The 11,590-nt window shown below is 72.7% G+C and carries 10 protein-coding genes; 4 read left to right on the forward strand and 6 right to left on the reverse strand.

Annotation, left to right across the window (positions count from 1 at the left end):
• Positions 1 to 328: 328 nt before the first annotated feature.
• Positions 329 to 1,534 (reverse strand): S1C family serine protease, encoded by a 1,206-nt coding sequence (locus AC2D8W_RS18005; RefSeq protein ID WP_484672670.1) that lies wholly within the window; start codon positions 1,532 to 1,534, stop codon positions 329 to 331.
• A gap of 43 nt (positions 1,535 to 1,577) precedes the next feature.
• On the opposite strand from AC2D8W_RS18005, the gene AC2D8W_RS18010 reads away from it, so the two are divergent.
• Complete coding sequence (locus AC2D8W_RS18010; RefSeq protein ID WP_484672671.1) at positions 1,578 to 4,337, forward strand: CHAT domain-containing protein; 2,760 nt, start codon at positions 1,578 to 1,580, stop codon at positions 4,335 to 4,337.
• A gap of 16 nt (positions 4,338 to 4,353) precedes the next feature.
• On the opposite strand, the gene AC2D8W_RS18015 is transcribed toward AC2D8W_RS18010, so the two are convergent.
• The 3 genes from AC2D8W_RS18015 to AC2D8W_RS18025 all read right to left on the reverse strand — a co-directional run bounded on the left by AC2D8W_RS18015 (position 4,354) and on the right by AC2D8W_RS18025 (position 7,991).
• Positions 4,354 to 5,646, reverse strand: coding sequence for a sulfatase family protein (locus tag AC2D8W_RS18015; protein ID WP_484672672.1), 1,293 nt, complete (start codon positions 5,644 to 5,646; stop codon positions 4,354 to 4,356).
• A gap of 129 nt (positions 5,647 to 5,775) precedes the next feature.
• The gene (locus tag AC2D8W_RS18020) at positions 5,776 to 6,333 is read right to left on the reverse strand and encodes a PadR family transcriptional regulator (RefSeq protein ID WP_484672673.1); all 558 of its coding nucleotides are present in this window, start codon (positions 6,331 to 6,333) and stop codon (positions 5,776 to 5,778) included.
• Between the two features lie 761 nt (positions 6,334 to 7,094).
• Positions 7,095 to 7,991: a hydrogen peroxide-inducible genes activator gene (locus AC2D8W_RS18025; RefSeq protein ID WP_484672674.1), complete on the reverse strand. Its 897-nt coding sequence runs from the start codon at positions 7,989 to 7,991 to the stop codon at positions 7,095 to 7,097.
• Positions 7,992 to 8,113: 122 nt separating this feature from the next.
• On the opposite strand from AC2D8W_RS18025, the gene AC2D8W_RS18030 reads away from it, so the two are divergent.
• A complete protein-coding gene (locus AC2D8W_RS18030) occupies positions 8,114 to 8,671 on the forward strand; it encodes a peroxiredoxin (RefSeq protein WP_293483484.1) in 558 nt (185 codons plus the stop codon).
• 119 nt (positions 8,672 to 8,790) lie between these two features.
• Entirely contained in the window at positions 8,791 to 9,327 is a 537-nt protein-coding gene (ahpD, locus tag AC2D8W_RS18035) for an alkylhydroperoxidase, AhpD family (protein ID WP_484672675.1), read from the forward strand.
• A 257-nt stretch (positions 9,328 to 9,584) separates the two neighbouring features.
• Here ahpD and nth read toward each other — a convergent pair whose 3' ends face one another.
• Together nth and AC2D8W_RS18045 are read right to left on the reverse strand one after the other, a co-directional pair.
• Positions 9,585 to 10,262 (reverse strand): endonuclease III, encoded by a 678-nt coding sequence (gene nth, locus AC2D8W_RS18040; protein WP_484672676.1) that lies wholly within the window; start codon positions 10,260 to 10,262, stop codon positions 9,585 to 9,587.
• A 7-nt stretch (positions 10,263 to 10,269) separates the two neighbouring features.
• Entirely contained in the window at positions 10,270 to 11,046 is a 777-nt protein-coding gene (locus AC2D8W_RS18045) for an SDR family NAD(P)-dependent oxidoreductase (RefSeq protein ID WP_484672677.1), read from the reverse strand.
• A gap of 50 nt (positions 11,047 to 11,096) precedes the next feature.
• Between AC2D8W_RS18045 and AC2D8W_RS18050 the strand changes: the two genes are divergently transcribed.
• Positions 11,097 to 11,579 carry a DUF2244 domain-containing protein gene (locus tag AC2D8W_RS18050; protein ID WP_484672678.1) on the forward strand — a complete coding sequence of 161 codons (483 nt, stop codon included), beginning with the start codon at positions 11,097 to 11,099 and terminating at the stop codon, positions 11,577 to 11,579.
• Positions 11,580 to 11,590: the final 11 nt, after the last annotated feature.

Here is an 11,590-nt window from a genome sequence, read left to right on the forward strand (position 1 = left end):
CTTACCTCCCCCGCGAAGCGGCGGGAGGGGGACCGCTCGCCGAGGCGCAGCCGAAGAGCGAGGGGTGGAGGGGGCGAGCGGCCGGCACTGCGGAACGACCGGCCTTTGTTGGCTCGGCGGTCGCCCCTTCACCTCCCGCCGTCGCTACCGCGACGGGGGAGGCAAGGGGTCAGCCCGGATAGCGGTCGAAGGCGGGGAGAGGGACAGAGCGCAAACGACCCATTGCGAACGCCTTACCTCCCCCGCGAAGCGGCGGGAGGGGGACCGCTCGCCGAGGCGCAGCCGAAGAGCGAGTGGTGGAGGGGGCGAGCGGCCGGCACTGTGGGACTCAGTTCGTGATCTTCTCCCAGCGGTACGGCTCGTCCTCGCCCTTGCGGAACGTCCCCTGAAGGTCGGGCTTGCCGTCGCCGTCGGTGTCGTAGAGGCCGATCTCGGGCGAGCCGTCATGGTTGCGGTCCACGAGAACGGTGTCGGTCTCGCGGTCGCCGTCGCTGTCCACGATCGTGAGGACCGGATCGCGCTTCGACTTGGGGATCAGCACCGAGTAGTCGCCCACGTCGTCGCAGTCGGAGTCGATCAGGTACTCGGTGCCCACAGGGTCCGTCGTCTGACGGCTGGCGACTTCGACCTCCTTGCAGACGCCGCCCGGCGCGTTGGAGCGCGTGGTCGCGGTCCGATCGGCCGTACGGCCCAGGAGCGCCTTCACGTCGTCGGCCGACACCGCGAAGTTCAGGCCCTCGCCGTCCGCCTTGAAGCTGTTGATGCCGATGACCTCCAGCTTCTCGTTCAGCAACGGGCCGCCGGAGTTGCCGGGGTTGATCGGCGTCTGCGTCTGGATGACGGCGGCCTTGTGCTCGAAGCGGTCGCCCTGGGCGGTCCAGGCGTAGTCGCGGCGCACCTGGCTGACGATCCCGCGCGTGTAGGTCCAGGCCTCTCCCGTGGGATGGCCGATGGCGTGGACGTCGGCGCCGATGCTGACGGTGTCGAGGCCGCCGAGCGCCAGCGGACCGACGCCCGCCGGAAGGGCGTCCACCTTCAGCAGCGCCAGGTCGGCCAGTTCGTCGCGCCGGACGACCCGGGCCTTGTGGATCTCCGCCTTCTCGATCGAAGCCCCTTCCTGAGCCGGCTTGAAGATGACGCCCACCGTTTCGAAGTCGCCGGCGACGTGCAGGTTCGTCACGATCCGGCCGTCCGCGCCGACCACCACGCCCGAGCCCGTTCCGGCGGGCGTCACCACCAGCACGACGGACGGCGAGGCCTGCTGGTAGACGCGCGTCTCCGCGGCGCCGCGCGTGACCGCCTGCCCGTCGGGCCTCACGCCCCGCAGCGTCTGGTCGTACCGCTTGACCGCCGCCCCCTGCTGGCGGGCCGCCGAGCCCGCGGCGGCGGAAGGCGCCGCGGCCGGGTCCACGGGCCTGCGGGCGCCCTTCCCGTCGGCGGCCGGCCGGCCCAGGTAGGCTTCCGGCGGCGCCGCCTGGGCATATGATGCCACGGCCAAGCTGGCCGCGAGGGCCGCGATTCGGAGCCATTTCATGGGCTTGGGCCTCCCCTCCGCAGTCTGGCCGCGAAGCGTAGCCGTGGCCGCCGCGGCGGCAAGCCTCTTTCTCGCCGGGGTTGCGGTCGCGCAGACAGCGTCGCCCGACGCGCAGATCCGGGCGGCCGTGGCGCTGTACTTCGAGGGCCGCGGTCTCCAGGCGCGGGCGCAGCTCGCCGCGGTGGCCGAGCGTGCGCCGGACGATCCGGCGCTGCGGGCGCGGGCGCTGGCGACGCTGCTGGAGATCTGCCGGCGGATGCGATCGGCCGCATGCCTCGCCGAGCGGACTCAGGCCTATGTGGACGCGGTCACGGCCTCGCGCTCGGACGACCCGGCCCGCCTGGCGCTGCAGGCCCTGGAGGTCGACGACCACGTGAACGCCGCGCGGCTGGCGATCGGCTCGCCCGAAGCGCTCGCCCAGGCGACGGCGGACCCCGCATGGAACGCTGATACCCCCGCGGCGGGGCGGGTCCACCTGCGCCGCCGGGCGTTGCGGGCCGAAATCCTGCTGGCCGCCGGCGCCCGCGACGAGGCGGGCCGGGCGGTGGGCGAGGTGCTGGCCCTAGCGGGCTCGGTCACGGCGCCGGGCAGCGCCTCGTACGAGGTGGCGACAGCCCTGGCGGACGCCCTGGCGGTCCTCGTGGAGCTGGGGGCCTACGAGCGGGCGTACGGGCTCTATTCGGCGAGCGCGCCCTTCCTGCAGGCCGCCCTGCCGGCGCGGACGCCGGACGCGGCGCGCTTCCACATGACCGCCGGGCGCCTGCTCGAAGCGGTCGACGACGGCGATGGGGCCGCGCGCGAGGCCGAGGCGGTCCTGGCGGCGCTGGCGGGCATGGAGCTCGACCCGGACGTCCACGCGGCCTTCGCCGGCTGGGCGACCAGCCTGAAGGCGGCGCTGTGCCGCGACGGGCCGGACTGCGGCGTCCGCGCCCTGGCCGGGCATCCGCTCGCGGCCGCCTACGAGTCGCCGGGCCGGACGCCGGCGAGCCGCGAGGAGGTCGACTACCTGCTCGCCCGCGCGCTCGCGGCGCAGAAGGCGGGGCGGCCCGATCCGGTGGCGGCCGCGGCCCTGGCCGGCCCGCTGGGCTTCCGGCCCGAGAGCGGGGACCGCGAGGCCCGGGCGGCCTACCGCGCGGCGGGGGCGGCCCTGGCGCAGGGACCGGGCGCGGAGAAGAACCGCGCGATCGGCCGCCTGGGCGCGTACGTGCGCGCCGCCGCCTCGGCGGCCCGGCCGCCCGGCTCCTGGTACCGGCCCGGCGTCCTGGACCGGCTCCTGATCGGCCTGTCTCTGATCCCCGCCGCGCGGGACGGCGGCGATCCCGAGACCACCTTCGCCCTCCTCCAGCTGGCGGGCCGGGCGGGGCCGGGCTTCGAGGCCGACGCCATGACCCTGCTGGCCTCGGCCCGCGACGGCGCCCAGCGGCGGACCGCGCACGAGGTGCTGCGCCTGCGGGCGCGGCGCGACCGGCTGGAACAGGACGCCGTCGCGGCGATGATCCGCCGAGGACGGTCCGGGCCGCAGGACACGCGCTTCGCCTTCGATGCGGCGCTGCTGGCCGAGCTGGCGGCGCTGAACGCGCGGCTCGACACCGCCGAACGAGATCTCGCGCGCGCGGGCCTGGCCGGCTCGGGCGCCAGCCTCGTCGCCCTGCAGGCGGTGCGCCGCGTGCTCGCGCCCGGCGAGGCGGCGCTGGCCTACGCGCCGGTCGGCGGCGAGCTGCTCTACGCCTGCGTGCGCCGCGAGGGGATGACCGTGGTCGCAGCCCGCCCCGACACCCGCCGCGTGACCCTGGACGCGCGGCTGCTCGAGGCGGCGCTTTCGGCGACGCACGCCCCCGACCCGATCGCCGACAGCCAGTTTCCCGTCTCGGCGGCCGTGCGCCTGTACGACGTCTTCCTGCGGCCGTTCGAGCCCTGCCTGCGGCGCGGCGACCGCGTGGTCTGGCTGTCTCCGCTGGTGAGCGTCGGCGGACTGCCGCTGGCGGCCCTGCTGCGCGAGCCGCCGCCTCGCCGGGGCGAAGGCTGGGACCTGGCGGCGGCCGACTGGTTCGTGCGGGCGCATGCGGTGAGCTATGCGGGGTCGGCCAGCGCGCTGGTGGCGGCGCGAACGGGGCGGCTTCCGGCGCCGCGCCGCGCCTTCCTCGGCGTCGGCGATCCCGTGCTGGACGGTCCGGGCGCGGCGGCGGTCCGTCGGGCGGGCCTCGGCCCGTTGCCCGAGACCGCGGCCGAGCTGGCGGCCTCGGCGCGGCCGTTTCCCGGCGCGTTGGTGCTGACCGGCTCCGACGCCACCGAAGGCCGCGTGCGGGCCGCCCTGGCGCCCGGCGCGCGGCTGATCTCGTTCGCCACCCACGGCCTCATGCGGGGCGAGGTCGAGGGCGTCGCCGAGCCCGCGCTGGTGCTGACGCCGTCCGCCGAGCGCGGCGACGACGGGTTCCTCACGGCCTCCGAGATCGCCGATCTCGAGCTGCCGGCCGACTTCGTGGCCCTGTCGGCCTGCAACACCGCGAACCTGCGGCTGACCCGCATCGCGCAGGACCTGCCGGCCCTGAGCTCCGCCTTCGCCCAGGCGGGCGTGCGGAGCACCATGGGGACGCTGTGGCCGGTGAACTCCGAGACCGGCGCCGTCGTGACGGCGGACCTTTTCGCGCGGCTGGCGGCCGCCGACGCGCCCGGACCCGCCGAGGCCCTGGCCCGGGCGCAGCGCGCCTACCTCGCCGCGCCGCCCGACCCCGCCCGCCTGCACCCGCGCTTCTGGGCGCCCTTCATCATCCTGGGCGACGGCGGCGCGTCGGCTCATCCCTGACAGGCGCCGTCCGGCCTCAGGCGGGGGGCTTGTACCGTGTGCCCAGGGGTTCGAAGGCGGCCTTGGCGCGGTCGAAGCGGCCCTTGAGGTCGGCGACCACGTCGGGGTGCAGGCTGGCCAGGTTGTAGGCCTCGGCGGGGTCGGCGCGCACGTCGAAGAGCATCGGCCCGTAGCGGTCGGTCCACGGCAGGTCGAGCCGGCGGTAGTAGCTGCGCACCACGTACTTCCAGCGATCGGTGCGGATCGCGGCCAGCTGCTCGTTGTTGAACATGAGCAGGGTGTCGTGGGGACTGGCGGCGCCCTGGGTGAGGGTCGGGGTCAGGTCGCGGCCGTCCAGCTCGACGGCCGGAAGCGGCCGGCCCGCCATGGCCAGCACCGTCGGCAGGATGTCGATGTTCATGGCGATCTCGCGGATCACGCGGCCGGCCGGCAGGCGGCCCGGCGCCCAGGCGACGAAGGGCACGCGGTAGCCGCCGTCCCACGAGGCGCCGCCCTTGCGGTCGCGCATCGGGCCGGCCGACCCCTCGAACCACGGGCCGTTGTCGGAGGTGAAGATCACCAGCGTCTGGCGGTCGAGCGACAGCGTCTTCAGGTGCTCGAGCAGCCGGCCCATCTCGGCGTCGACTTCCTCGACCACGTCGCCATAGGCCGCGGCCCGCGAGCGGCCCTTGTGGTCCGGATGCGGCAGGAGCTCGAGATGCGGCGCGGTCAGCGCCAGCAGCAGGAAGAACGGCCGGTCGCGATTGTCCTCGATGAAGCGGCGGCTGCGGGCGAAGAACCGCTCGGTGAGGCGCGGGAGGTCCACCTCGTCTTCCTTGGCGAGGTCGCCGCCGGCCTCGCCTTCGTAGTAGGCCAGGGGCTTCATGTCGTGGCTGTAGGGCAGCCCGGAGAACAGGTCGAAGCCGTGGTTCGTCGGCGGCCACGACGGGGCCGCGTGCCCCAGGTGCCACTTGCCGATGAGCGCGGTAGCGTAGTCGGGCTTGAGCGCCTTGGCCAGCGTCGTCTCGGAGGTCTTGAGGCCGTGGGTGTCCGGGGGCTGGATGACCTCGTGCGCGAGCCCGCTGCGGATCGGATAGCGGCCCGTCAGCAGGCCGGCGCGCGACGGCGTGCAGATGTTGGCGCTGGCGTAGAAGTCGGTCATCCGCACGCCCTGGCGCGCCATGCGGTCGAGGTTGGGCGTCCGGATCAGCTTCGAGCCGTACGAACCGAGGTCGCCCCAGCCAAGGTCGTCCGTCAGCACGACGATGACGTTCAGGGGCCGCGCCGCGGCCCCCGCGCCGCCCGCCGCGCCCGTCGCCGCCAGTCCCATCAGCACCTCCCGCCGCCGCATCCCGTTCCCCTCTTTTCCCACAGCAAAGCACGGACGGCGGAAAAAGAGAGCCTCCGCGTTCGCCGCGGAGGCTCAGGTCGACAGGCGGGGAGGATCGCCCGGGGGCCGTCAGGCCTTTTCGATGGCCGCGGCGGTGTCGTCGATCATGGCCACGATGCGATCGAGCTCGGCTTCGGTGACGCCGCGCGACATGCGGTTCTTCAGCGCCATCCCGAGGTTCATCATCGCGCGGCCCACGCGGGGGCGGCCGGGCCCGGAGGCGCGGCCCGCCTCGTCCATGCGGGCGAACAGGGCGTCCACCGTCGGGCGGTGGCGTTCGAGCTCGGCCTGGCCGGACTCGGTGATCTCGAACTGCTTGCGGCCGGTCTCGCCCGCCGCCTGGCGGATCATGGACTCGTCCTCCAGCATGGCGAGGGTCGGATAGACCACGCCCGGCGAGGGCCGATAGGCGCCGCCGGTCCGGTCCTCCAGCTCCTTGATCAGCTCGTAGCCGTGGCGCGACCGCTCGGCGAGCAGCGCCAGGACGACGTAGCGCAGGTCGCCGTGCTCGAAGAAGCGGCCGAAGCGGCGGCCGTGCCGCCCGCCCCGGCCGTGCTCGCGCCCGACGTGGCCGCCCCAGCCGTGGCGGCTGCGGAGGAACCGGTGTTCGTGGAAGTGTCGATGCATGTTTTAGACCTAGTTTCGATATGTCTGAAATTTAGATACATCGAAACTGTTCCGGGCCGCAAGCGGATTTTCCAGCTGTCATCAGACGCGCCCGATTGTCGGGGCGGCCCGCCAGCGTCGCCGCCGCGCCCCTTCCGGGACCGCGGAGTCTATGGGTCCCGGTCTTCGCCTGCGGCGAAACCGGGATGACAGCCGTTTGAAGTAGAGCCCCACCCAACACCCGACCCCAGATGGAATGGCGCGGAAGCGGGTTCCGCAGGCTCGGAGCCCTTCCCACCACCACCCCGCCCGAGGATCTGGGTCCCGGCATTCGCCGGGACGGTCGGAAGCTTTGGGTTGAGCCTGGCCCCCTACAGCGCCCCCGCCCTCTCAGCTGTCATCCCGGCCGGACCCCGGCGAAAGCCGGGGGGAGAGCCGGGACCCATACGCGCCCGATGGCCGGGGCGGCCCGCAGCCGTCACCGCCGCGCCCCTTCCGGAACCACGGAGTCTATGGGTCCCGGTCTTCGCCTGCGGCGAAACCGGGATGACAGGGTTTGAGATCGCACCCTCCCAGCTGTCATCCCGGCCGGACCCCGGCGAAAGCCGGGGGGAGAGCCGGGACCCATACGCGCCCGATGGTCGGGGCGGCCCGCAGCCGCCGCCGCCGCGCCCCTTCCGGAGCCACGGAGTCTATGGGTCCCGGTCTTCGCCTGCGGCGAAACCGGGATGACAGCTTTGGAGAGCGCTGCCCGCTTTCGATCCTCAGCCGCGCGCGGCGGTTCAGACGTCGCGCAGCACGTCGGCGAGGAGCCGGCCCTCGGCGCGGCGGTTCGACCCGGCGCGCCAGGCGACCACGATCTCGCGCACGGCATGCTCGGCCGCGATCGGCTTGACCGCCACGTTGGCGGCCCGGGTCAGGCCCGCCTCCACGGCCATCTCGGGCAGGAAGGTCACCCCCAGCCCCGAGCCCACCATCTGCACCAGGGTGGGCAGCGAGGTGGCGGCGAACGGCTCCTCGCCGATCCCCGCGCGCGGCGGCGAGAGCTTGCAGGCGGACAGGGCGTGCTCGCGCAGGCAATGGCCGTCCTCGAGCAGGATCAGGTTCTCGCGCTCCAGGGCCTCGGGCGTCGCCGACGGCGCCCGCGCCAGCGGATGGTCGGCCGGCATGGCGGCCAGGAGCTCGTCGTCGGCCACGTGCGCCCACTCCAGCCCCGCCATGTCGTAGGGGAGCGCGATGAGGGCCGCGTCCAGCCGGCCGGCCTTCAGCTCGGCGATCAGGCGCTGCGTCAGGTCCTCGCGCAGGAACAGGCGCAGGCGGGGGAAGCGCTGCTTCAGCAGGGGCAGAGCGCCCGGCAGCAGGAACGGCGCGATGGTCGGGATGACGCCCAGCCGGAAGCGGCCGGTCAGCGGCTGGCCCGCGTTCTTGGCGGACTCGACCAGTTCCTCGGCCTCGTTGAGGATCACCGTGGCGCGGCGCAGCGCCTCTTCGCCGACCGGCGTCAGGATCACCCCCGTGCGGGCGCGGTCGACCACCGGCGCGCCCAGGGTGCGCTCCAGCTCCTGGATGCCGGCCGACAGGGTGGGCTGGGTGACGTGGGCCGCCTCGGCCGCCTTCCCGAACGCCCCGTGCTCGGCGAGCAGCTTCAGGTACTGCAGCTGGCGGATCGTCGGTAACATAGAGCCACCCTATTCAAATCCCAAAAACTATCAATTGGAATAGTGGCCCCCGAGACCCTATCTCCCGTTCCGACGCGACGGCGCACCCGCGCTTCGCCAGGAAACTCAAGGAGTTGTCTCTCATGCTGGGTATTGGTCAGACGCTGCCGGACTTCAAGGTCGTGGGTGTGAAGCCCAAGTTCATGCGCCACGAGGAGAATGGCGAGAGCGCCTTCGAGACCCTCACCAAGGAGAGCTTCCCCGGGAAGTGGAAGGTGATCTTCTTCTACCCGAAGGACTTCACCTTCGTCTGCCCGACCGAGATCGCCGAGTTCGCCCGCCTCAACCGCGAGTTCGCCGACCGTGACGCGGTGGTGATCGGCGGCTCCACCGACAACGAGCACTCCAAGCTCGGCTGGCGGCGCGAGCATCCGGACCTGCGGGAACTCGCCATCTGGAACTTCGCCGACAACGGCGGCCGCTTCGCCCGCGACCTGGGCGTGCTGAACGAGGACGAGGGCGTCGCCCAGCGGGCCACCTTCATCGTCGACCCGGACAACGTGGTGCAGCACGTCTACGTGACGAATCTCAATGTGGGCCGCAATCCGCAGGATACGCTCCGCGTGCTGGACGCTCTGCAGACCGACGAGCTCTGCCCGTGCAACCGTTCGGTTGGCGGCGAGACGCTCAAGGCCGCGTAGGCGCCCGACTTCCCCTACCCGAGGCCGCGAACGCACACACCCGCGGCCACGGCGACTGCCCCGGGGCGCTCACCTCCCCCGAGCGCCTCGGGGCTTTTCCCGACATTCCGGAGACGACCATGTCGCTCGACACCCTGCGCGACGCGCTGCCCGCGTACGCCAAGGACATCAGCCTGAACCTCGGCAGCCTCGCCTCCGAGACCACGCTCAACGACCAGCAGAAGTGGGGCGCGTTCGTCGCCTCGGCCCACGCCATCGGCCAGCCCGCCGTGATCCAGGCGGTGGAAGCAGCCGCCGACGCCGCCGGGCTCTCGGCCGAGGCCAGCACCGCCGCCAAGGCCGCCGCGGCGATCATGGGCATGAACAATGTCTACTACCGCTCGCTGCACCTGCTCTCGAACGGCGAATATCGCACCCTGCCGGCCCGGCTGCGCATGAACGTGCTGGCCAATCCGGGAGTCGAGAAGGCGGACTTCGAGCTGTGGTCCACGGCCGTCTCGGCGGTGAACGGCTGCGGCATGTGCCTGGACGCCCACGAGGCCGAGCTGAAGAAGCACGGCGTGCCGGCCCAGCAGATCCAGGCCGCGCTCCGCATCGCCGCCGTGGTCAACGCCGCGAGCCGCGTGATCGCCGCCGAACAGGCGCTGGCTGCTTAAGGTCAGACGCGACTCGATCCCCGCGATCTGAATAAGTCCGACCGTCCCGGCGAATGCCGGGACCCAGATCCAGGTGCGAGGTCGTGACGGGAGGAGCTCCGAACCCGCGGCCCCCCCATCTGAGCCCTTCCATCCGGATCCCGGCCTTCGCCGGGATGACCGGGTTATCGGGTGCGCGGCGAACCAGCCCGGGAACACTGCCGTCCGTGTGGTCCGTGTGGTCCGTGGTTGATTGACGGCGCTTTCCCGCCGTCAGCCTAGCGGACGAACAGGCGCCGGCTGGGGCAGAGGTCGGCGACGGGGCAGGCTTCGCATTTCGGCCGGCGCGCGAGGCAGGTGTAGCGGCCGTGCAGGATCAGCCAGTGGTGGGCGCGGGTCAGGTACGGTTCGGGGACGATGGCCATCAGGTCCTGCTCGACCTTGTCGGGCGTCTTGCCCGTCGAGAGACCCAGGCGATGGCCGACGCGGAAGACATGGGTGTCCACCGCGATCGCCGGCTCGATGCGCAGCTCGTTCAGGACCACCGAGGCGGTCTTGCGGCCGACGCCCGGCAGCGCCTGCAGCTTCTCGCGCTCCAGAGGCACCTCGCCGCCGTACTGCTCGACCAGGATCTCGGCCATCCGGACGACGTTGCGGGCCTTCATGTTGAAGAGCCCGATGGAGCTGATGAACGGCTTCAGGCCGTCCTCTCCCAGCGCCAGCATCTTCTGCGGCGTATCGGCGACCGCGAACAGCTTCGCGGTGGCCTTGTTGACCGAGACGTCGGTGGCCTGGGCCGAGAGGGCGACGGCCACGACCAGCGTGTAGGGGCTGGCGTAATCGAGCTCGGTGCGCGGATCCGACTCCTGCGCCTCGAAGCGCGCGAACAGCTCGGCGATCCGCGCCTGTTCGGCGGGCTTGAGCTTGCGGCGCGGCGGTCCGGCGGGTCTGGGCACGGCCGCGCTAGCCGCCCCGATCGACGGCGAAGGGGCTGAAGGCCTGCTGCACCGGCATCAGCTCCAGGGTGTTGACGTTGATGTGCGCCGGGAGCCTCAGCACGCTCTCGCAGACCAGGGCCACGTCGTCGGCGCTCATGGCGTGGACGCCCTTGTAGACGTTGTCCGCCCTCTCGCGGTCGCCGGCGAACCGCACCAGCGAGAACTCGGTGTCGGCCATTCCGGGCTCGATGGAGGTGACCCGCACCTTCGTGCCCAGGAGGTCGGCGCGCAGGTTCAGCGAGAACTGGCGCACGAACGCCTTCGTCGCGCCGTAGACGTTGCCGCCGGGGTACGGGTAGCTGGCCGCCACCGACGACAGGTTGATCACGTCGCCGCGGTTGCGCTCCACCATGCCGGGCAGCACCGCGCGGGTGATGCGGACGAGCCCCGTCACATTGGTGTCGATCATCGTCGTCCAGTCGTCGAGCGAGGCCTCGTGCGCCTTGCCCAGCCCCAGCGCCAGGCCGGCGTTGTTGTAGAGGACGTCGATGGCCTGGAACCCGGCCGGCAGGCTCGGCAGCAGGGCGTCGATGGAGTCGGGGCTGCGCACGTCGAGCTCGCGCGTGAGGAGGTCGGGCGTGCGCAGTTCGTCGGCGAGCGCCTGCAGGCGGTCCACCCGGCGGCCCGTGGCGATCACCTTGGCGCCGCCGGCGACCAGGCGCCGCGCCATGGCCTCCCCGAAGCCCGACGTTGCCCCCGTGACGAGCGCGATGCGGCCCCTGGCCCAGGTGTGATCGGTCATGGCGGTTGGGATAGTGGACTTCTGCGGCGACCGGAATAGTGTCCGCAGCCATGCCTGCGGCGGCCCTCTACATGGACGCGGAGATCCGGCCCAACCGGTCGCTGTCCGACCGCGGCTTCATCATCCTGATCAGCCTGATCACCGCGGCGAACTGCGCCTCGGCGCTGGTGTTCCTGCGGATGGGCGCGGTCTTCGTCCTGCTGCCGTTCCTGGCGATCGACGTGCTGGCGGTGGTCGTGGCGTTCATGGCCAGCTTCCGCGCCGGGCGCATCGTCCAGCGGGTCCAGGTCAGCCCCGCCGAGGTGACCGTCACCTACGAGAGCCCGAAGGAGACCCGGGTCGTCTGGGAGAGCCCCACCGCGTTCACCCGGGTCGCTGCCGAGCGGGACGAGGAGGACCGGGTCACGGCGCTCCGGCTCGCGCTGTCGGGGCGGGAGACGCCGGTGGCGCAGGCCCTCAGCCCCGGCGAGCGGGCGGCCTTCGCGCGCGCCCTGGAAGACGCGATCTGGAAGGCTCGCCGGCACCGCGACTGACATCCACGCTG

The organism is Phenylobacterium sp. T106 (genome assembly GCF_057219735.1).